The following is a 20356-nucleotide window of genomic DNA, read 5'->3' on the forward strand; positions in this document are numbered from 1 at the left end:
CACGGCGCTGCTCGACCGGCTCACGCATCACTGTCACATTGTAGAAACCGGCAACGATAGCTATCGTTTCAGGAACAGCACGACACAGCCTGAAAAGGAGAGAAAACGAACCCCGAAACACCCAACCTGAACCCCAAAACTGGATCAAAGGGTGGGTCAGTATTCGATGCAAATCCTGGGTCAGGATTCAGCGCAAATTAACAACACTATCGACAGAATGAATGAAGCCCAACATCCCTTGGAGTTGCGCCGGCGTTCCGTCTTCAGTGACCGTTTCTAGGTTGCCCGTCACATCGGTAACCTGACGCTTGACAACATATTTTCCGTTCTTAACCAATGCCGCGACGTAAGCACGCACAAGATAGCGATATTCGGCGCTGACGTTGACCTTCTTGTTCACCACGAGCCCGGTAACCTGCTGCCTCGAATCTCGATACTGCATGCGGGTCTTCTTTTCGTTGATTGCGAATCCACTTCTCAGAATCAATCGATGCAGCTCTGCACCAACTTTCCAGCAATGTTCGTTACCGTCATCACGGCAAGCAATATCGACGGGGAAGTCTTCTTTGTTCGTGGAAAATGTGATGTCGTCGGCGTATCTGGTATAGATGCAACCATGCACCTTTGCCAGTCGCGAAAGATGAACATCTAAAACCCCTGCAATCATGTTTGAGATAACAGGGGAACATGGACTACCTTGGGGGAGCTTTCCGTCTCGACACGCAATATGAGCGATAGTGGTGGCGATACTCGCATCGAATGCAAAATTCCTGTCTTTGATGAGAAAACCCCGGACTCTCTGGCCAGTGATACTAGGAAAAAAATCCTCAAGGTCTATGTTGAAAACGTAACGCTTATTACGGTGAGCGGAAGCGTTTGTGAGAATGCTCTTACCAAGTCGAAAGCCGTGAGATGCTTTATTTTTTCTATTGGTAAGCTTTTCGATATCAGAAATGCACTCCTCCAATGCGGCCGCCAGCTTCCGCTGCAACGACTTCAATTCTGAGGTGGGAGCGAAAATATCTCGGGTTCCGCCGCTCCTCTTGGGAATAGAAAACTGATTGTATTTTTCTGCGTCTTTTTTTACGTAGAGCAGATACGTCAGGTCTTGGTGCTTGATATCCAAGAGCATTGCGAGCGCCGCACGCGATTTGGCGGATTGAAACCACTCCAGTTTATTCTTCGGCAACATTTCAATGAAAAACCCCGTAGACACTCCAACGCGTATTGTTCGCTATCTCCTCATGGCGTCATTTCGGATGATATCGATGCAGCATAGGTCCTAACTTTGTTACCAAGTGCCATGATTCATGGCAGAAATTCTGTCTACGAGGCTGTTCAGATAATATCAAAGAGCTCGACCGAGAGGCATGTTATCCAAAGCAAAATCACCTCTACGATGCTGAAACACGGCCAATCCTTTGACGATATCAGACACCTCCTCAACCAAGTTCGCCGCCTCTCCTTTCGGTCTACAGACGCATCGCAAGTAACCTGCGGGCACAACTCAGCTGCCCACACCGCAAGGGTGCGGCCAGCTGGCTCAACGGCGGATATGGAGTTTCACGCACTTGAACGCGTGACGGGCCGGGTTCGCCGGGTTGCCAAAATTCAAGATAGAGCCGCACCATCCGGCATTGTGTCCAGCTAGGGTACAGGCGGCGAAGCCGGTCAAAACTTGGACCATTTCTGGAGAATTTCGCCAAACAGTAAAATGCCGGAGTTCGAACGTCACGTGCTGGAAACCCTGCGCGAGCCACTCGAGGCCGGTCGCATCACGATCTCCCGGGCCGCCCTGCAAGCGGACTTTCCGGCAGCCTGCCAACTGATCGCCGCGATGAACCCTTGTCCATGCGGATGGCGCGGCGACCCCAACGGCCGCTGCCGCTGCACGCCGGAGATCGCGGCGCGCTATCTGCGCAAACTCTCGGGGCCACTGCTCGACCGGATCGACATTCAGATCGAGATCCCTGCGCTAACTCCAGCGGAGTTGTCGGCACGCTCCACCGTTACCGGTGAATCGAGCGCGTCGATCGCACTGCGGGTAAATGCCGCTCGCGAGCGGCAACTAGCGCGGCAAGGCAAAACCAATCGGGAACTGGGCGGAAGGGAAGTGGACGAGGTCTGCCGCCCGGACGCCGCGGGCGAAGCGCTGTTGCGTCAGGCCGGCGAGCGCTTCGGCTGGTCGGCGCGTGCGTACTACAGAGTCCTGAAGGTGGCGCGGACCATCGCCGACCTCGCCGGCACCGCCATGCCGAGCGCCGCGCAGATTGGCGAAGCCATTCAATATCGCCGGGCTTTCGGGTCGCTATAAGGCGAAAAATCCACTGTCAAGACTTGACTTATGCACATGTGGGCGTTCCAGATAAATTTTGAAACATCTGAAAGGCCCACGGAAGCATGCGACGAAATGGTATTGATTTTATTGAGTTTTTTTGCCTGCCGCGAGCCGCCCGACTCTGACAGAATGCCCATGGGATGGGCATCTGCGGCAAAAAACGCGGAGTTCTCAACAGAGTTATCCACAGGCACGGTGCGCAACCAAAAAATCTCAACGTAAACCGGGAATTAGCGCGCGATGCTACGAAGGAACTTTCACTATGCCCTACGATCTACCGCGCGCCGAATCGGCCAAAGCTACCGCTCTCAATACAGTTGGAACGACGAAAAAAACTGGTCGACCTGCTCCTGCTGCAGCGGCTTGGAAGCAATGATCGCGGCCTGATACACATGGCGGCCACGCGCGACCAGCCGGGCATAGACGGTACGCGTTTCGTGTTGGGAACCAGCCTCACCGCTCAGCTTCATTTCCAGACCCGGCACCTGGCCGCCGGCGGCGAGCGGGATTTGCACCCCGTGTGCATCTGGCGCGGCACCGATGTTGCGGGCGAGACCAGTGCGCAAAAATTCGAGGGCGGCGCGCTGCGTCGCTTCGTCGTCGTCAGGCAGCATGACGGTGCCGACTGCGAACACGGCGTCGCCGGCTTCGGCTGTCTGCATCGCCATCTGCATCGGTTTGCCGTCGATCTGGACCGCGCGCTGGTCATTGCCCGGCTTGGCCGGCAGATCGACCGTGTAGCCGTTGTCGTTATTCATGATGGTCCGCCAGTCAAAGGTCGGCGAACAGGCTGTCAATGCGCCGCCCAACGCTAGCGCGCCAACCATCGCGACAAGTACTGCACGCCCCTGCTGCGAGCGAGTCAAGCCAGAAGCGGCACTGGCCGTGCGACGGTCGGCCAGGGAGAAACTCAAGGAACGGCTAATGGAGCGGCCAAACGGGGTTATCGGGATGCGCGGGATTCGCAAGGCTACGGAAATTTGGGCGAGGCAACGAAAAGCAGTTCGGAGCATGGAGACAGAAGATCGGACTGACAGGAACGTAAAACCCTATTATCCCCTCCCGGGCTGCGCTCTGCCGCGCGGCCGGAATAGGGCTACAATAACGACGCTTGGCAGCACCCGGATCTAACAGTCCAAACGCAATCCAGACCAACGCACTGTCCCGCGCGTTCCGCGCGACTCTCGAGGTTCCGTTCATGAGCTCCACTCCGTCCACCGCCGCACGGCGCGCGAATCCGATTCGCATCATCATCATCGCCGTGGTGGCCGTCGCGATTGCGATTGCTGGCTATTTCGCGTTTGCGGGCCAACAACGCGTGCCGGATGCAACTTTCACTTTGCTGTCGGGCCAGAAAGTTTCGACCGCCGACCTGAAAGGCAAGGTCTATCTGGTCAACTTCTGGGCGACCAGCTGCGACACCTGCATGAAGGAAATGCCGCAGATGGTTCAGACCTATAACCGCTTCAAGGGCAAAGGGCTCGAATTCGTCGCCGTCGCGATGAACTACGATGCGCCGATGTACGTGGCCAACTACTCGCAAACCCGCCAGTTGCCGTTCAAGGTGGCGATGGACGACGGCTCGGCCGCCAGGCAGTTTGGCAACGTCCAGCTCACGCCGACCACGTTCCTGGTCGACAAGGACGGCAGGATTCTGAAACGCTACGTGGGCGAACCGCAATTCGCGGAACTCGACCAGTTGCTGGAAAAAGCGTTGAACGCGGCCTGAGTACTGGCCTGATCACCGCTTGATCGCAACGCTACGCCTGAAGCAAAGCACCCTCACTCAAACGCGGCGGCGCCGAGGTCCTACCTCCCCGCCGCCGGCGCTTCAAATCCTCACCGCTCCCCTTCCCCTTTGGCCGCGAGGCCATATCGCTTGATCTTCTCGTAGAGCGTCGCCTTGCCAAGCTGCAGCCTGTCTGCCGCGACTGCGACCACTCCGCCGGCCTGCTCCAACGCCTCCGCGATTACCGCCCGCTCGAATTGCTCGACGCGTTCTTTCAGCGGTTGCGTCGCGACGCCCTCGTCGGTAAAAGACATCACCGGATCCTCGGCGACGCCGAGCACGAAGCGGTCGGCGGCATTGCGCAGTTCACGCACATTCCCCGGCCATTCGCGCTGCATCAGGCTCGCGCGCTGCCGGTCCGTGAGAATCGGCGCAGGGCGTTGGTAACGCACCGCCGCATCCAGCAGGAAGTGTTCGAACAACGGCACGATGTCCTCGCGACGCTCGCCCAGGGGCGGCAGGGCAATCGTCACCACGTTCAACCGGTACAGCAAGTCGCGACGGAACGAGCCGTCGGCGACATGCTCGGCCATGTCGCCCTTGGCGGCGGCCACCACCCGGCAATTCACGCGGATCGGCTGATTCGAGCCGAGCCGTTCCAGTACGCCGTCCTGCAACACGCGCAGCAGCTTGACTTGCAACGCAAGCGGCATGCTCTCGATTTCGTCGAGGAACAGCGTGCCGCCCGAAGCATGTTCAAGCTTGCCGATCCGGCGTTTTGCCGCGCCGGTGAATGCACCGGGTTCGTAACCGAACATCTCCGACTCGAACATCGGCTCCGGCAGCGCGCCGCAATTCACCGCGATAAACGGCTTGTCACGTCGCGGCGACAGTTCATGCAGACTGCGCGCGATCAACTCCTTGCCCGCGCCGGTGTCGCCGTTGATCAACACCGACGCGTCGGTCGGCGCGATATTCGCGATCAGCCGCCGCACCTGTTCGATCGCCAGACTACGGCCGATGATGCGCGGCGCCACCGAGTTCTGCCCGGCCAGTTCACGACGCAGCGCGAGATTCTCCAACACCAGCTTGCGGCGCTCCAGTGCGCGTCGCACGGTTTCGATCAGGCGCTCGGAGGCAAATGGCTTTTCGATGAAGTCGTAGGCGCCGTCACGCATGGCCTGCACGGCCATCGAAATATCGCCATGACCGGTGACCAGAATCACTGGCACGTCGGGCGCACGCTCATGGCACTGTGCGAGCAATTCGAGACCGCTCGCGCCAGGCAAGCGAATATCGCTGACCACCACCCCGGAGAAATCCGCGCTGATCATCTTCGCCGCGGATTCCGCCGACGCATGGCCGATCACGTCGAAGCCCGCCAGTTGCAAGCTCTGCACGCTGGCGCGCCGCACCAGTTCGTCGTCTTCGATGTACAGCACTTGCAAGCCGTGGTTCAGCATGTCGTTCTCGTCTGATTCAGGAACCCGTGGTGAGCGGATCCGATGTATGGCTCGTCTGCACGCGCGCGCGGCGCAGCGTCAACACGAATAGTGCACCGCCGTCCTGAGCGTTGCGCGCCACCAGGGCGCCGCCGTAATCGCGTGCAATCGACGATGAAATCGCGAGACCGAGCCCCAGCCCCTGGCCCATGTCCTTCGTCGTAAAGAACGGTTCGAACAGGCGCGGCAGCACGTCGTCGGGAATGCCTGGGCCGTTGTCGCGCACAGCGAACGACAGGCTCGTCTCAGCCGCTTCGATCTCGATCGAAATGCGCGGCGGCGTCATTCCCGCCGTTGCGTCGAGCGCGTTGCCGAGCAGGTTGATTAGCACCTGTTCAAGCCGCAGATCGTCGCAATGGGCAACCAGCTCGGGATGATCGTCTGCGAGATTCAGCGGCGTATCCACGCCGGTGTCGGCATCGAGCAAAGCGAACTCGACTTCGACGCCTTGCAAGCGCTTTTGCAGCAACGCGATCACGTTGCGCAACGCCCGCATGATCGGTGCACGCGCACTGCGCGGCCGCGCGCGGCCGACGAACAGCTTCAACTGATTGGTGATCTTGCCCATGCGCTCGGTGAGCGCCGCGATCGCTTCAAGATTTTCGCGCGCCGCTGCCTGGTCGCCGCGTTCCAGCAGCACGCGCGTGTTGTCCGAGAAACCGCGCAGCGCCGCGAGCGGCTGATTCAATTCATGCGTGATGCCCGCCGCCATCTGACCCAGCGCGGCGAGTTTGCTGGCCTGGATCAGTTCGTCGTGAGCCGCGCGCAGTTCCTGTTCGGCGCGCGTACGCTCGGCGACTTCCTTCTGCAATTGCTCGTTTGCCTGCGAGAGATCCACGGTGCGCTCGGCCACGCGTTGGTTCAATTCAGCGTAGGCCTTCTGCAACAACGAGCGGCTGCGCATCACCTCACGCACCCGCGCGCGGCGCATTCTCCAGTAGAACGCGAGCAACACCAGCGACACGTAACCAAAGCCGGTGACGATGGTGGCATTGCGCGCGTCGGCATCGACCGGATTGACGGGCGACATCGTAATCAGATGCCAGTCCGGCTCGCCCATGCCGCGCCGCGACGCCAGATAACGCGGGGCATAGCGGCCACCGCCGATGCGCACGATCTGCGCGTTGTCTTCGAGCGTGCGCTCGATCGTCACCGGCAGCGGCGCGATCGGTTGCTGCGCGTATTGGCGCGCCTGATAGATCGAATCGGCGACCGGCCCCGACAACGGCCGGATCGTGTGGTATTTCCACGCCGGCATTGACGACAGAAAGATCACACCATGGTCGTCGGCGACAACCAGGGGCTCGGACGCATCCACGCCCTGGAACCATTCGAGATCGAGTTTGACGACCGCCACGCCGACGATCTTGCCCTCGCGCCGCACCGGCTGCGAGATGTAGTAACCCGGCGCCTGTGAAATCGTGCCGATACCGAAGAAGCGGCCCACGCCGCCCTTCACCGCATCGAGAAAATACGGCCGGAATTGATAGCCCGCGCCGATGAAACTGCCCGGCCCTTGCCAGTTGCTCGCGGCAACACAATAGCCGTCGAGCGGAATGATGTAGGTGACCGTTGCTCGCGCATGGCGGTTGAGGTCTTCGAGATAGAGATTGGCGCGTTCGACGTTGGCGGGACTGGGATTGACCAGCACGTCTTGCACAATGGGATGTTCGGCCAGCAGATAAGGCAGCGACTCATAACGCTCGAGCGTGCTTTTCAGCGCGCTGGTGGTGCGATCGACCCGCACCGAGGCGTTGTGCCGCAAATTGCCGATGCCGCGCTGCCATGCGATGCTGTACGTGAGCCCGCACGCCGCCGCGAGCCCAGCCACGAGCGCGAAGAGGATCAGCAGGCGACGCGTCACGTTGGCAATATCCGATCGGTGAGGATCAGACATTGTGGCATAAGGCGACGCGCCGTCGGCGCGAACCTGGGCGGCCGACGGCGCGGGATCCCGGTGCGCGGGCGCCGCTTTCATCGGTGGGCGTCCGCGGCCGTGATCGGGAGGATGGCGGAAGTCGCGGCCGGTGCGGCTTAAACGCCAGCCGGCTCTTTAACCGCGACGTCACCCCGCAATGCGGCGTTCAGCTTGTTGCGGTCTAGTTCCTTTTCCCATGCCGATACCACCACCGTCGCCACACCGTTGCCGACGATGTTCGTCAGCGCGCGGCATTCGCTCATGAAGCGGTCGATACCGAGAATCAGCACCATGCCCGACAGCGGAATGGTCGGCACCACGGCGAGCGTAGCGGCCAGCGTGATGAAGCCTGCGCCCGTCACACCGCTCGCGCCCTTCGAGGTCAGCATCGTCACCGCCAGCAGCGTGAGCTGCTGCGTCCAGGTGAGGTCAGTGTTGGTGGCTTGCGCGATGAACAGCACGGCCATCGTCATGTAGATGTTGGTGCCGTCGAGGTTGAACGAATAACCGGTCGGCACCACAAGGCCCACCACTGAGCGCGAGCAGCCGAGCTTCTCGAGCTTCAGCATCAGTTGCGGCAGCGCTGCTTCGGACGAACTCGTGCCGAGCACGATCAGCATCTCTTCCTTGATGTAGCCGACAAAGCGCAAGATGTTGAAACCAACCGCACGCGCGATGATGCCGAGTACGACCACCACGAACACGATCGAAGTCAGATAGAACGTGCCGATCAGCTTGAGCATCGGTACCAGCGAGCCGATCCCATACTTGCCGATGGTGAAGGCCATCGCACCGAACGCACCGATCGGCGCCAGCTTCGTGATGATGCGCACGATGCCGAACAACACATGCGAGAGGCCGTCGATAAAGTTCGTCACGACCTTGCCCCTCTCACCGGCCGTGGCCAATACCGCGCCGAACAGCAGCGCGATCAGGAGTATCTGCAGGATCTCACCCTGTGCGAAGGCCGACACGAGCGTGTCCGGGATGATGTGCATCAGGAAGTCGACTGTGGTCTGGCCGTGCGCCTTGGCGGCGTACGAAGCGACCGCCTTGCCGTCGAGCGTGGCCGGGTCGATGTTGAAGCCGACACCAGGCTTCAGCACGTGGGTTGCGATCAGACCGAGCACGAGCGCGAAGCTCGACACCACTTCGAAGTACAGCAGCGCCTTGCCGCCGACGCGCCCGACCTTCTTCATGTCTTCCATACCGGCGATACCTGTCACCACCGTACAGAAGATGATCGGCCCGATCACCATCTTGATGAGTTTGATGAAGCCGTCGCCGAGCGGCTTCATGTCGACGGCGAAGTCCGGCGAATAATGGCCGAGCGCAATGCCGATGATGATCGCCACGATCACCTGGACGTACAGCACTTTGTGGATAGGTTTCTTCACGATGTTTCCTGCGATATGGGTGAGCTCAAGGCCTGCCACGCTGCGCATCATGCGAACGAATAGTCGTCACGCCTGTGCACGGCATAAGGCCGCGACAAGACGACGAATTCAGAAATACCGGGGAGGGAAATCAGACATCGTTGTCTCCTTGCTTTAGTTGTCGGACCGTTGCGGCCGCGTCCTCTAAATTGCAAGCTCGATGCCAGCTTGATGAAAAGCCAATCGCTTTGATTTTTATAGGGTTTTTGGTGCGTTACGGCGGGCGCCGTCCGGGATTCCGGAAATCCGGACGAGGGGTGTCGGGGAATCCGGAATCCTTTCGCCGCAGACCTCGGGAAAACCCGCAGAGCCTTTTGGGCTGCGGGTTTCGCGGATTTCGGCTGTTCGGTTTCTATGCACCGCCTTCTTCCAGCACCAGCAGATTCTCATGCGAGAAACCGAGCGACACCGGTTGCCCCCGCTCAGGCAAGCCGCGATTCGGATCGTTGAACACATCGAGAGAAATGACCGCATCTTTCACGCGCGTTCTGATGCGCACCACCGCGCCGAGGAAATTCACTTCTTCGACGGTTGCGTTCAGCGTGTTGCGGCCCGGCGCGGCCGGCTCCAGCACGATTGCTTCGGGCCGTAACGCGAGCATACGTTTCTTGCCGGCATCGTCTGCCGGCAGCTCTTGCGTGGTGGTCAGCTCCTGACCGTCGACGGTCATCTTGCCGGTTTTCGGATCGATCACATGCCCAGCCAGAATATTGAGCGTTCCAACAAACGACGCGACAAACCGCGTGCGAGGATAGTTGTAGATCTCCAGCGGCGAGCCGATCTGCTCGACACGCCCCTCGTTCATCACGACGATGCGGTCCGAAATCGACAACGCCTCTTCCTGATCGTGAGTCACGAAAATCGACGTGATGCCCAACTCCCGCTGCAACGCCCGAATGTCTTGCCGCAACGAAATGCGAATCTTCGCGTCGAGCGCCGACAGCGGTTCATCGAGCAACAGCACTTGCGGCTTGCCGGCAAGTGCGCGCGCCAATGCCACACGCTGCTGCTGACCACCGGACAATTGCCACGGATACCGCTCGCCGAGATGCGGCAGCTTGATCAGTTGCAACATCTCCTCGACGCGCTTGCCGATCTCCGCCTGCGGACGGTGCGTGATCTTCAATCCAAAGCCGATGTTATCGGCCACCGTCATGTTCGGAAACAGCGCATACGACTGAAACACCATGCCGACCTTGCGCTGCCGCGTGCGCAGATGCGTCACGTCCTTGTTATCGATCCGGATGGTGCCGCGCGTCGGCGTTTCGAAGCCGGCGATCATCCGCAACACCGTGGTCTTGCCGCAGCCGGACGGTCCAAGGAACGTGATGAATTCGCCGCGCTCGATCTTCATGTCGAAGTGATGCAGCGCCGTGTTCACCCCAAAGGCCTTATGCAGATTTTCGATCTCAAGGAATGCCATGATTCGCCGCCTCAGTGGTCACACTTATTGGTCTAACTTAGCCGTCAAACTTAGCTGTCGAACCTGCTTGTCAAACTTTCTGGCCGCTAAGCGCGCGGGCCGAGCCGAATACCTGAATCAGACCCATCGACGCCCACGTAATCACAAACGCGATGATCGCGAGCGCCGACGGTTCATACGCACGGTTCGCACCGATCAATTGCAGATACGGACCGAACGCCGGGCGGTCCAGCAGACTCGCCAGCGTGAATTCGCCGATCACCACGGCAAAGGTGAGAAACGCGCCGGACAGAATGCCCGAGCGGATATTCGGGAAGATCACCTTGAACAGGATCGTCGGCCAATTTGCACCAAGACATTCGGCGGCTTCGGTCAGCGACCGCACGTCGACCGCGCGCAAACCGGCATCGACCGCGCGATACATATAGGGCAGCGAGAGTGTCACGTAACCGAACACCAGTAACAGGTCGGTCGCGCGTTCGTTGCCGGTGAGCGGCAGAATCGAGCTGCTGTCATAGATGCGCAGATAACCGAACACGATCACGATCGCCGGCACTACCAGCGGCAATAGCGTGATGAATTCGACGACCGGCCTAAGCTTCGGCAACCGCAACTGCACGTAGTACGCAGTGGGTACCACCAGCAATACGCCGACGATAATCGTCAGCACCGCCATCAGGATCGAATAGCCGAACGAGGCCTGAAACCGCGGATCGCCCAGCACGACGCTATACGCTTCGAAGCTATAGACACCGCGCTTCATGCGCAGGCTGAATTCGAACGTGGCGAGCAACGGAATCAGAAAGTACAGCGAACCGACGATCATCGCGGTCCACGCGCCCACCCGCGATTGGCCTTTCATCGACGCCCCCTTTCAGCGCGCGAACGCAACCAGATGTAGCCGCCATTCGACAAGCCCGTCACGAGCACCATGCCGAGGGCGAGCGCATAGCCGAGATTCGTGTTGTGCATCACGTCACCGCGAATCTGCGCGTACAGCAGGATCGTGACGATGTTCAGCGAACTGCCGGTCAGCGCATAAGCCGTGGCGACCGCGCCGAATGAATTGGCGAACAGCAGCAGCGTCGCGCCGAGCACGCTCGGCCACAACACCGGCAACGCCACGTGGCGCCAGTATTGGAAGGCCGTGCCGCCGAGACAGTCGCAGGCTTCACGCCATTCGCGCTTCAGCCCGTCGAGTGCGGGCGTGACGATCAGCACCATCAAGGGAATCTGGAAGTACAGGTAGGTCAGCGTCAACCCGGAGAAGCTCAAGACGCTGAAGCCTGTGGAGTACAGATTGAAGCCGAGGTACTTCTTCAGCAATACGGTCACGAGACCGACGCGTCCCAACGTGCAGATGAAGGCGAACGCGAGCGGCACGCCGGCAAAATTCGACGCGACGCCGGAGAACGTCATCAGCGTAGGGCGAATCCAGCCCGGCAGTTTGCCCTGCACGGCCGCCCACGCGAGCAGCGAGCCGATCAACGCGCCGCCGAGCGCGGAAGCGGCGCTCACCTTGAAGCTGATCCAGTAGGCGTCCATCACCGTGGGCTGGAGCAGATCACGGAAATTGGCGAGCGTGAAGTGGCCTTGCGAATCCTGAAATGCGCCGACCATCAGAAAGCCGGTTGGCAGAATCAGGAACAACAACGCGAAGGTAAAAAACGGCACCACGCCGATCCACGCAAGCAACTGCGACGCGCGGCCCGGACCGTCGATCCGAGGCGTTGGCGTGGGCACAGGCGGAACCAGCAATTCCGGCTGCACCGATCCAGCATCCGATGAAGCACTCATAGCTCACCCTTCGGGGCTTTTCTGGCCCGCTTATGCTCATCAACCGTGGCGGGACGCAGCCGCGAATTGCTCGCCGCAGCACCCTGCGCTACGAGCCCGAGCCGTTCGCGGACATGCGTCACGCCGACTATTTGACGTTCGCGCCGACCGCTTCGTCCCAATGCTTCGTGATCGTGTCTTTGGTGGCGTCCTGTTGGGACAATGTCGGGAACACCACGTTTTTGTAAGACGACGGCGGCGGCAGCTTGTCGAGCAGCGCCTGCGGCACCTTCTTCTGGGCCACCAATTCGTTATAGCGCATCGGATGGCAGTAGCCGGTCAGCCAGCCGATCTGGCCTTCGTCGGAATACAGGTATTCCATCCACAGCTTGGCGGCATTCGGATGCGGCGCATAAGCGCTGATTGCCTGAACGTACACACCGGCGACTACGCCCGTTTTCGGAATCACCACCTGCACCTTCGGATTGCCCTTGAGCGTGTCGCGATCAGCCAGCGCGTTGTAGTCCCAACGCACGACGATCGGTGTGGTGCCCTGCGCGAGCGACGCGGCCTTGCCGATCACCGGCACAAAGTTGCCGCTCTTGTTCAGATCGGCGAAATACTTGAGGCCGGCCTTGTCCGCCTTGCTCACATCGCCCTTGCTTTGCGAGAGGCCTGCGGCAAACACTGCCTGGATCGCCTGGTTGGCTGAACGCGGGTCGCCGGCCAGCGAGACGGCATTTTTATAGTCTGACTTGAGCAGATCGCTCCAGTCGGAAGGCGCCTTGTCGATCATGTCGGCGTTCACTTCAAAAGCCAGCACGCCGTAGTAATCGCCATACCAATAGCCGTCGGCATCTTTCGACTCTTTCGGAATCGAGTTCCACGAAGCGACCTTGTACGGCTGCAGCAAACCCTCGGCCTTCGCACTCGGACCGAACGACAAACCCACGTCGATTACGTCAGGCGCTTGCGGACCCTTGTTGCCCTTGTTCGCCTTGATGGCTTCGATTTCGTCGCCGGAACCCGCATCCGGATTCAGCTCGTTGATCTTGATGCCGTATTTCTTCTGAAAACCGGCCACCAGTTGGCCGTAGTTGCACCAGTCGTGCGGCAACGCGATCACGGTGAGTTGGCCTTCCTGCTTCGCGGCGGCGACCAGTGCATCGAGCGGCGCGGCCGAAGCGCTGCTCACGCCGGCTGCGGCGACACCCGCAGCGGCCGACATCGAAAGTAAACGGGCTAACGCGGTGCGCTTCATAGTCTTCCCCATCCTCTGCCGAAATTGCTACGTTTGGAAAATTTCTGGTTTCTCGCTGTCTGGACACACGCCGTGCAAGCTCGAACTCATTCGCTCGCGCGATGCGCGGTCCGGGTGTACCCGCGCCTGAAACACCATGCCGTGTGCCCGGTCCGCGCTCTCCCGCGCTCAACCCGCGCTCAAAACATGGCGTGTTCCAGTCTATCGATGCGATCTGTACAAATCATGTCGACGCCCCATTGTGCGAGCAGCCGCGCCCGCTCAGGATCGTTCACCGTGTAGGCCAGCACGCGCAACCCGGCCTCCTTGATCCCGGCGACCAGAGGCTCGGTCAGATACCGGTGGCTCGCGTGCAACGACACGCAGTCCAGTTCCCGCACGATGCGCAGCCAGTCAGCCGGCACCTCTTCGAACAGCATGCCGCGTTGCAGCGAGGGCGCCGCATCGCGCGCCGCTACGAGCGCCTCGAACGAAAACGATGAAAGCAGCGGCGGCGTCTGCCCCTGCCACAAAGTCAGTGCGCCGCTTGCGACGAGGCGCCCGGTGATCTCGTCACGGCCAGGGCAGGGTTTGATTTCGATGTTGGCGGCAAGCCCATCCCGTGCGCAACGTCCGGCGGCCTCGGAGAGTGTCGGCAGGTGCGTGCCGGCGAACTGCGGCCCGAACCAGGCGCCGGCATCGAGCGCGGCCAGTTGCTTCCAAGTGTGTTCAGCAGCGGCGCCATGGCCGTTGGTTGTGCGTTCCAGCGTGTCGTCGTGCAGCAGAAAGAGCTGGTTGTCAGCGGAGAGTTTGGCGTCGAATTCGACCATGCGGTAGCCGTAGCGCACGCACGCGTCGAAACCAGCCAGCGTGTTCTCCGGCGCCAGCGTGCCGCCGCAACGATGCGCAATCAGCTTCGGATACGGCCAGTCTGCGGATAAGGTGCGATCAATCCCGTTTCCCACGTCTCGTTACCTTCCAGATAGAGCGGGTTAAATATGCTCTCGACACGTTCCCGGCTGCCACCGCCGCCATGCCACAGCCGCGCCGTGCAGCGTTTATGCGTCGGTCCCGCGCGTGAGCCCCGAGCGTAGTATCGCGCCAAGGGCGACGCTGCGATAGCTGGTCATATGGCCAGGCCCGCGCGCGCGTCGCGACGGTCAGCTGCGTGTCCGCCCGGCAATCTTATTGTCAGGATCCCAAACCGTGCGGCTTCCAGGCAGCGCACGTGCTGCGGGAAATGGTTCAGGCGGCAACTCCGAGGATCCATTATGGCGACGGCATCAGTCAATCAGATTGCCCCAAAGCGCCGCGAAACGCTCGCGACTGGACATTCAATTCCTTTTCGAACATTTGATGTTCGAAAACGGCGCCCAGCCTCAATCTGCGAAGGCTAAGGTGAAATACACAAACTTGCAAGCTGCCAAAAAAATACAACACAATGGGGCCAAAGTAGTAGGCTTGACATCGTCCGGACACACATCCATGTCCACGATGACACGATCAAAAACAAGCCGTGTGAGCGCGCGTTCGCATCCAGGGAAAATTGCATGTGGCAGGAAGACCGTCATCAGAGAATTCGCGCGTTGCTGTCCACGCTTCAACGCGTGTCGACCGAACGGATCATGGCGGATCTCGGGGTGTCGCGCGAAACCGTGCGGCGCGATCTGCTCGACCTGGAAGCGCTGGGTGAATTGCAGCGCGTGCATGGCGGCGCGATCAAACCCGTGAGCGAAGCGCCAATCGCCGAGCGCGCCCACATGCGTGTCAAATCCAAAACGGCGATCGCCAAGGCGGCCACGGGATTGATCGCGAGCGGGCAAACGCTTTTCATCGATGCGGGCACCACTACGGCGGCACTCGCTGAACAGTTGGCAAAACTGGCGAACCTGACGATCGTCACCAATTCGATCGACGTCGCGCTGAAAATGCGCGGCGCCGTGGACCAAACGGAAGCCGCCAACGAAGTGATCCTGCTGGGCGGTTCGATCAGCGATCGCGCCATGGCGACCACCGGCGCCACTACCGTGCTCGACATCCACCGCTATCGTGCGGACATGGCTCTGCTCTCGCCGGTAGGTATCGATCACCGGCATGGCGCGACCAACTACGATCACGCCGAAACCGAAGTCGCGCGCGCCATGGTCGCCAATGCGGACCGCGTGGTGATCCTCGCCGACTACAGCAAGATCGGTCAGCGCAGCCGGATTTCGTACTGTCCAGTCAATCGGATCGATGTACTCGTCACCAACAAAAAGGCGGCCGAAGCCGCCGATTTTGCGTCACTCAAAAAGAAGCTGGACGAGATCGTTCTGGCGTAGGCGTAGAAGTAGGCCTCGCCCTATTCCTTCACATGCATCGTATCGAGCACACGCTTGCGCAGCCGCGTGTCATGCAATGCGCCGGCTGCGTCGAGCACCGGATAGGCCGTTGAACAAAACAGCGAATTGAGCCGCTTCATGTCGCTGATCAGATCCAGATGCAACGCACTGGTCTCGATGCTGCGCAAGCTTTGCCCGGCAAGCCGGTCCAGGTGCTTGTATGAATACGCGCGCTCCAGATCGCGAAAGCGCTCCTTCTCCGCCAGCAGCCGTTCGGCACACCGCAGATCGTTGTTCAGAAACACCGACAGCCCAAGCTGCAGATTGCTGACGAGCCTCGCCTGCAGGTCGTCCAGTTCGCCCAGCCCTTCCTCCGAAAACGACAGCCGGTGCGCGATCTTCTTTTCCTCGATATCGCGGACGATCCGCTCAATGATGTCGCCCGCATGCTCCAGATTGATCGTCAACGCGATGATGTCAGTCCAGCGGCGGCTGTCGGCTTCGTCGAGTTGCTCGCGGGAGATCAGCGTCAGATAGCTTTTGACCGCGGCGTAGAGTTCGTCCACGTCGTCGTCCATACGGACCGTTTCGCGCGCCTTCTCGATGCTGTTTTGATGAATCAGTTCCGCGACGTTATCGAGCATGGTGCGCACGATGTCGCCGATGCGCAGCACCTCCCGCGCGGCATGCGCGAGTGCGAGCGTGGGGGTGGAAAGCGCTGCGGCATCCAGATGCAGCGGCCGCAGTTCGCCGTTCGGCAGCGGCCGGTCCGGCAACACCCGTGAGCAGATGCGCGCCACCGGATCGATCAGCGAAAGGCATGCGCAGCAACGCAGCGTGTTGTAGATCACGTGAAAGCCAACCACCGCTTCGCGCGGATTCGCGATCAGCACCGGCAGCCCGCGTGCAAGCAGCGGTGCGAACGGCAGGATCAGCAATGCGCCGGCCAGCTTGAACGCCAGACTGCCCAAGGCGAGACGCCGCGCCGCCGCGTTCTGCGCGACCGTGCCCATCAGCGCGAGCAGGCCGCTGCCGAGGTTCGCGCCGATCACGAGACACAACGCCACCTTCAGTGAAATCACGCCGGACGAGGCAAGCGTTGCCGTCAGCAGGACCGCCGCGAGACTCGAATAGGACAGCATCGCAAATGCCGCGCCGACCAGCGCGTCGAGCATGGTGTCGCCGGTCAGCGCACCGAACATTACGCGCACGCCGGCGCCTTGCATCATCGGCTGCGCGGCTTCGACGATCAGATGCAGCGCCAGCAGGATCAAGCCGAGCCCGATCAGCGTCCGGCCGGCCTGGCCGAGACGGGTTTGCTTGCGCGACAGAAAGAGCGGCACGCCGAACAGAATCAGGATCGGTGACAGCCATGACAGATCGAGCGTGAGCAGCCGCGCCATGAGCGCGGTGCCGACGTCGGCGCCCAGCATGATCGCGAGGCCGCTGGTGAGCGGCAGCAAACCTTGCGCGGCGAACGACGTGACGATCACCGCCGTTGCATTGCTGCTCTGCACGAGGCTCGTGACGCCGACGCCCGCGAGGAAGGCGCGCCAGCGGCTGCTGGTGCTGCGCCCGAGGACGCTGCGCAGGTCGGCGCCGAGCACGCGCAGGATGCCGGTACGTACAATGTGCGAGCCCCACACGAGGAGCGCCACACCGGCTAGAAGGTTAAGGAGAATCAACATAAGGCACTGCGCATCCGTCCTGCTGCCATAACCCGAACCGCATGCCGCGTGAGCCGGCACCCGGGATGTTTATGACAGTAGTGTTGCACATTTTTGCCTTATTGTAATTTTGTGCTTTTAAATATGCGCCCGTGCAACCACGGGACCGACTGGGCGGAAACAGCAACTACACGCGTCCCTTCCACGGCACCAGCCGCCGCTCCAGCGCGCGCATGCCGAGATCGAACAGCCACGCGATCAGTCCGATCAGCACGATGCCCATCACCACCACATCGGTACGCAGAAAGCTCGACGCGTTGAGCACCATCTGACCCAGGCCGGCGGTGGCCGCGACCATCTCGGCGGCAACCAGGGTGGTCCAGCCAAAACCGATCGCGATCCGCAAGCCGGTCAGGATCTCAGGCAACGCCGCCGGCAGGACCACATAGCGCACGATCTGCGTGAAGCGGCCACCCAGCGAATAAGCCGCATGAATCTGCTCGATGGTTGCGCTACGCACGCCTGCGCGCGCCGCCATGGCAATCGGCGCGAAACAGGCAAGGTAGATCACGACGATCTTCGCCGTCTCGTCGATACCGAACCAGATCACCACCAGCGGCAGATAGGCAAGCGGCGGCAACGGTCGGTAGAACTCCAGCGGCGGATCGAGCAAGCCGCGCGCAACCCGGCTCACGCCCATCAGAATCCCGAGCGGCACCGCCGTGATCGCGGCGAGCGCGAACGCGCCGAACACGCGCAGCGCACTCCACGCGAGATGCTCGGAGAGCGGCAAGCCGCCTTGAATGCGCCCGTGCCAGGCGTCCAGAAACGCAGCCCAGACCGCCTCGGGGGTCGGCAGAAATAGCGGAGGCAGCCAGTGCAGATGCGTGGCCAGCCACCATAGCGCCGCGAGCGTCGTGACCGAGACCGCGCTTAGCGCCGCGGTCGGGCCTTCGCCCGGCAGGCGCCAGCCGCGCACCGGGCGCGCCTTGCGTCGCGGCGGCTTGCTTGCCTGGGTCAGAGGCGCGTTGCCCAAAGCGTCACGCGAAGCCGTCACGACAGCACCTCTTGCTGGTCCCGCGGGTTGCGCTCATTGCGTTCGTGCAGACGGCGCACCAACCGTTCGCGCCACTCGATGAAATCCGGCGACGACTTCACCACGCGTGCGTCGCGTGTCTCGAGAAAGCGCCGCGCGAATGGCAGGTCGTAGCTCTCGGCGATACGGCCCGGCCCTGGAGTCATCACGACGAGACGTGTCGCCAGAAACAGCGCTTCCTCAACGCTATGCGTAATGAAAAACACCGTCTTGCGCGTGCGGCCCCAGACGTCCAGTACAAGCTCCTGCATCGACTCGCGCGTCATTGCATCGAGTGCGCCCATCGGCTCGTCCATCAGCAGCACTTGCGGATCGCTCGCCAACGCGCGTGCAATGCCCACGCGCTGCTGCATGCCACCCGACAACGCGTAGACCCGCGCGCGCGCATGCTGCTCGAGGCCAACCAGGTTCAACATCTCCAACGCGATGCGCTCGCGCCGCGCCTTCGGCACACGCTGAAAGCGTAGGCCGAGCGCGACATTGTCCAGCACGTCGAGCCAGGGCATCAGCGCGTACTTCTGGAATACGACACCGCGGTCCGCGCCCGGGCCAAGCACGGGTTCACCGTTCAGACGCACCTCGCCCTCGGTGGGCTGAATGAAACCGGCGATGCAGTTCAGCAATGTCGTCTTGCCGCAACCGGACGCGCCCAGCGCAACGACGAATTCACCCGGTTCAATGCACAGATCAACATCGGCGAGCGCGATGTGCGGCGCCGCGCCGCGTGGGCCTTGGTAGGCGACTTGCAGCCGCCGGATCTCAAGACCGCTCATCGCCGGGCCTCATGATGCTGATGGGTAAGCATGCAAAGCTGCTCAAAAGTTACCGCGCCGCACGCTGCACGAACTGTGGATCGACGCCGGTCGAGTAATCGGCCAGCACGTTCTGAATCGTGCCTTGCGTCTTCAGGAACGCGGCTGTCGCGGCCAGCGATCTCGCCGCACCAGATTGCGCGCCACCGCCAAGCCACACATTCGAGGCCTGTTGCACGGGCGTCGGGAACGCATACAACGCGAGGCTCGCCGGCACTTCCTGTGCGGTGGCGCCCGACTCCTTCGCAACCGCCTCGACCTGCGGCGACGTCGCGGTCCATGCCGACGTGTGGTCGCGGTAGCTTGCATCGGTCGCGGCCAGCACCTTCACGAAACGTGCGACGAACTCGGCGTTCTGGCTAGCGAACTTGCGATCGACCACAAAGCCGTCGAAAGTCGCCTTACCGGTTTGCTGCGCAACCTGACCCGATGTGATCAGCACCTTGCCGTTCTTCTTCACCTTCGCGAGCACCGGGTCCCAGATGTAAGTCGCGTCGATGTCGCCGCGCTCCCACGCCGCCGCGACTTCAGGCGGACGAAGGTTGACGATCTTCACATCCGACGGATTCACGCCGGCGTTCTGCAACGCGACCAGTGTGTGAAAGTGCGAAGTGGACACGAACGGCACGCCAATCTTCTTGCCCTTCAAACCGGCGATGCTGGTGACGTTGGAACCGTCGCGTGCGACCAGCGCTTCGGCATCGTTGATGTTGTCCAGAATCCAGAACAGCGAAATATCGACACCTTGCGACAGCCCGGCTGCGATCGGGCTCGACCCGGCTTCGCCGAGTTGCACCGAGCCCGATGCCAGCGCGCGGATCACGTCGGCGCCACTGCCGAGCTTGCGATAGGTGACCTTGTAGCCGGTGGCTTTCTCGACCTCGCCCGTGGCCTGCGCATAGCGCCACGGCACGACCATGTCCTGATACGCGATCACTACTTCTTTGGTGTCGGCGTGTGCGGCGGTAGAAAACGGCGCGGACAGCGCGAACAGCGTTGCGAATGCGGCGAGCGGACGAAGCAGGCGGTTCATCGGAAAGCCCCTTTAGTGCGTGTTGTCTGGGAGGGTTTCGACTATAGGGAGTTTGTCCGCGCATG

Annotated in this window: 17 protein-coding genes and 1 pseudogene; 4 read left to right on the forward strand and 14 right to left on the reverse strand. The window is 61.1% G+C overall.

Features of this window, described 5'->3' with window-relative positions; all coding sequences use genetic code 11:
* Positions 1-130: ATP-binding protein (locus PQR53_RS30790; RefSeq protein WP_408462953.1), on the forward strand; the 130-nt coding region annotated here is incomplete at its 5' end.
* A gap of 57 nt (positions 131-187) precedes the next feature.
* On the opposite strand, the gene PQR53_RS30795 is transcribed toward PQR53_RS30790, so the two are convergent.
* Complete coding sequence (locus PQR53_RS30795; protein WP_408462689.1) at positions 188-1216, reverse strand: retron Ec67 family RNA-directed DNA polymerase/endonuclease; 1029 nt, start codon at positions 1214-1216, stop codon at positions 188-190.
* A 495-nt stretch (positions 1217-1711) separates the two neighbouring features.
* Between PQR53_RS30795 and PQR53_RS30800 the strand changes: the two are divergent.
* Positions 1712-2314 (forward strand): annotated as a pseudogene (locus PQR53_RS30800) (ATP-binding protein); the annotation flags it as partial.
* Positions 2315-2646: 332 nt separating this feature from the next.
* On the opposite strand, the gene PQR53_RS30805 reads toward PQR53_RS30800, so the two are convergent.
* Positions 2647-3165, reverse strand: a complete 519-nt coding sequence (locus PQR53_RS30805; protein ID WP_408462956.1) for a hypothetical protein — start codon at positions 3163-3165, stop codon at positions 2647-2649.
* A gap of 371 nt (positions 3166-3536) precedes the next feature.
* Here PQR53_RS30805 and PQR53_RS30810 point away from each other — a divergent pair, with 371 nt between their 5' ends.
* On the forward strand, positions 3537-4067 hold the full coding sequence (locus PQR53_RS30810) for a TlpA disulfide reductase family protein (protein WP_408462692.1): 531 nt from the start codon (positions 3537-3539) through the stop codon (positions 4065-4067).
* Positions 4068-4177: 110 nt separating this feature from the next.
* Here PQR53_RS30810 and PQR53_RS30815 read toward each other — a convergent pair whose 3' ends face one another.
* The 8 genes from PQR53_RS30815 to ugpQ all read right to left on the reverse strand — a co-directional run bounded on the left by PQR53_RS30815 (position 4178) and on the right by ugpQ (position 14327).
* Positions 4178-5530 (reverse strand): sigma-54-dependent transcriptional regulator, encoded by a 1353-nt coding sequence (locus tag PQR53_RS30815; RefSeq protein WP_408462695.1) that lies wholly within the window; start codon positions 5528-5530, stop codon positions 4178-4180.
* Positions 5531-5546: 16 nt separating this feature from the next.
* Positions 5547-7547, reverse strand: a complete 2001-nt coding sequence (locus PQR53_RS30820; RefSeq protein WP_408462697.1) for a sensor histidine kinase — start codon at positions 7545-7547, stop codon at positions 5547-5549.
* 56 nt (positions 7548-7603) lie between these two features.
* Positions 7604-8884: a dicarboxylate/amino acid:cation symporter gene (locus PQR53_RS30825; protein WP_408462700.1), complete on the reverse strand. Its 1281-nt coding sequence runs from the start codon at positions 8882-8884 to the stop codon at positions 7604-7606.
* A gap of 391 nt (positions 8885-9275) precedes the next feature.
* Complete coding sequence (locus PQR53_RS30830; protein WP_408462702.1) at positions 9276-10346, reverse strand: ABC transporter ATP-binding protein; 1071 nt, start codon at positions 10344-10346, stop codon at positions 9276-9278.
* Between the two features lie 70 nt (positions 10347-10416).
* Complete coding sequence (locus tag PQR53_RS30835; RefSeq protein ID WP_408462705.1) at positions 10417-11208, reverse strand: ABC transporter permease; 792 nt, start codon at positions 11206-11208, stop codon at positions 10417-10419.
* A complete protein-coding gene (locus tag PQR53_RS30840) occupies positions 11205-12143 on the reverse strand; it encodes an ABC transporter permease (RefSeq protein ID WP_218899449.1) in 939 nt (312 codons plus the stop codon). The genes PQR53_RS30835 and PQR53_RS30840 overlap by 4 nt, the downstream gene beginning before the upstream one ends.
* Before the next feature lie 127 nt (positions 12144-12270).
* A complete protein-coding gene (locus PQR53_RS30845; protein ID WP_408462707.1) occupies positions 12271-13383 on the reverse strand; it encodes an ABC transporter substrate-binding protein in 1113 nt (370 codons plus the stop codon).
* Between the two features lie 179 nt (positions 13384-13562).
* Positions 13563-14327: a glycerophosphodiester phosphodiesterase gene (gene ugpQ, locus PQR53_RS30850; RefSeq protein ID WP_408462710.1), complete on the reverse strand. Its 765-nt coding sequence runs from the start codon at positions 14325-14327 to the stop codon at positions 13563-13565.
* A gap of 585 nt (positions 14328-14912) precedes the next feature.
* Here ugpQ and PQR53_RS30855 point away from each other — a divergent pair.
* Entirely contained in the window at positions 14913-15683 is a 771-nt protein-coding gene (locus tag PQR53_RS30855; RefSeq protein WP_408462713.1) for a DeoR/GlpR family DNA-binding transcription regulator, read from the forward strand.
* A gap of 20 nt (positions 15684-15703) precedes the next feature.
* On the opposite strand, the gene PQR53_RS30860 is transcribed toward PQR53_RS30855, so the two are convergent.
* From PQR53_RS30860 to tauA, 4 genes are all read right to left on the reverse strand, one after another.
* Positions 15704-17371, reverse strand: a complete 1668-nt coding sequence (locus tag PQR53_RS30860) for a Na/Pi cotransporter family protein (protein ID WP_408462716.1) — start codon at positions 17369-17371, stop codon at positions 15704-15706.
* Between the two features lie 166 nt (positions 17372-17537).
* Entirely contained in the window at positions 17538-18407 is an 870-nt protein-coding gene (locus PQR53_RS30865) for an ABC transporter permease subunit (protein WP_408462719.1), read from the reverse strand.
* Complete coding sequence (locus tag PQR53_RS30870; protein ID WP_408462722.1) at positions 18404-19219, reverse strand: taurine ABC transporter ATP-binding protein; 816 nt, start codon at positions 19217-19219, stop codon at positions 18404-18406. Before PQR53_RS30870 ends, PQR53_RS30865 begins: the two co-directional genes overlap by 4 nt.
* A gap of 49 nt (positions 19220-19268) precedes the next feature.
* Entirely contained in the window at positions 19269-20291 is a 1023-nt protein-coding gene (gene tauA, locus PQR53_RS30875; protein ID WP_408462725.1) for a taurine ABC transporter substrate-binding protein, read from the reverse strand.
* Positions 20292-20356: the final 65 nt, after the last annotated feature.

Source organism: Paraburkholderia fungorum (assembly GCF_046027605.1).
Taxonomy (GTDB): Bacteria; Pseudomonadota; Gammaproteobacteria; order Burkholderiales; family Burkholderiaceae; genus Paraburkholderia; species Paraburkholderia fungorum_F.

Bases quoted from the DNA above. Each gene is read 5' to 3' on its own strand.
- PQR53_RS30855 (WP_408462713.1), top strand. From the start codon at position 14,913: ATGTGGCAGGAAGACCGTCATCAGAGAATTCGCGCGTTGCTGTCCACG.
- PQR53_RS30820 (WP_408462697.1), bottom strand. From the start codon at position 7,547: ATGAAAGCGGCGCCCGCGCACCGGGATCCCGCGCCGTCGGCCGCCCAG.
- PQR53_RS30845 (WP_408462707.1), bottom strand. From the start codon at position 13,383: ATGAAGCGCACCGCGTTAGCCCGTTTACTTTCGATGTCGGCCGCTGCG.
- PQR53_RS30810 (WP_408462692.1), top strand. From the start codon at position 3,537: ATGAGCTCCACTCCGTCCACCGCCGCACGGCGCGCGAATCCGATTCGC.
- PQR53_RS30840 (WP_218899449.1), bottom strand. From the start codon at position 12,143: ATGAGTGCTTCATCGGATGCTGGATCGGTGCAGCCGGAATTGCTGGTT.
- PQR53_RS30835 (WP_408462705.1), bottom strand. From the start codon at position 11,208: ATGAAAGGCCAATCGCGGGTGGGCGCGTGGACCGCGATGATCGTCGGT.
- tauA (WP_408462725.1), bottom strand. From the start codon at position 20,291: ATGAACCGCCTGCTTCGTCCGCTCGCCGCATTCGCAACGCTGTTCGCG.
- PQR53_RS30805 (WP_408462956.1), bottom strand. From the start codon at position 3,165: ATGGTTGGCGCGCTAGCGTTGGGCGGCGCATTGACAGCCTGTTCGCCG.
- PQR53_RS30815 (WP_408462695.1), bottom strand. From the start codon at position 5,530: ATGCTGAACCACGGCTTGCAAGTGCTGTACATCGAAGACGACGAACTG.
- PQR53_RS30830 (WP_408462702.1), bottom strand. From the start codon at position 10,346: ATGGCATTCCTTGAGATCGAAAATCTGCATAAGGCCTTTGGGGTGAAC.
- PQR53_RS30860 (WP_408462716.1), bottom strand. From the start codon at position 17,371: ATGTTGATTCTCCTTAACCTTCTAGCCGGTGTGGCGCTCCTCGTGTGG.
- PQR53_RS30870 (WP_408462722.1), bottom strand. From the start codon at position 19,219: ATGAGCGGTCTTGAGATCCGGCGGCTGCAAGTCGCCTACCAAGGCCCA.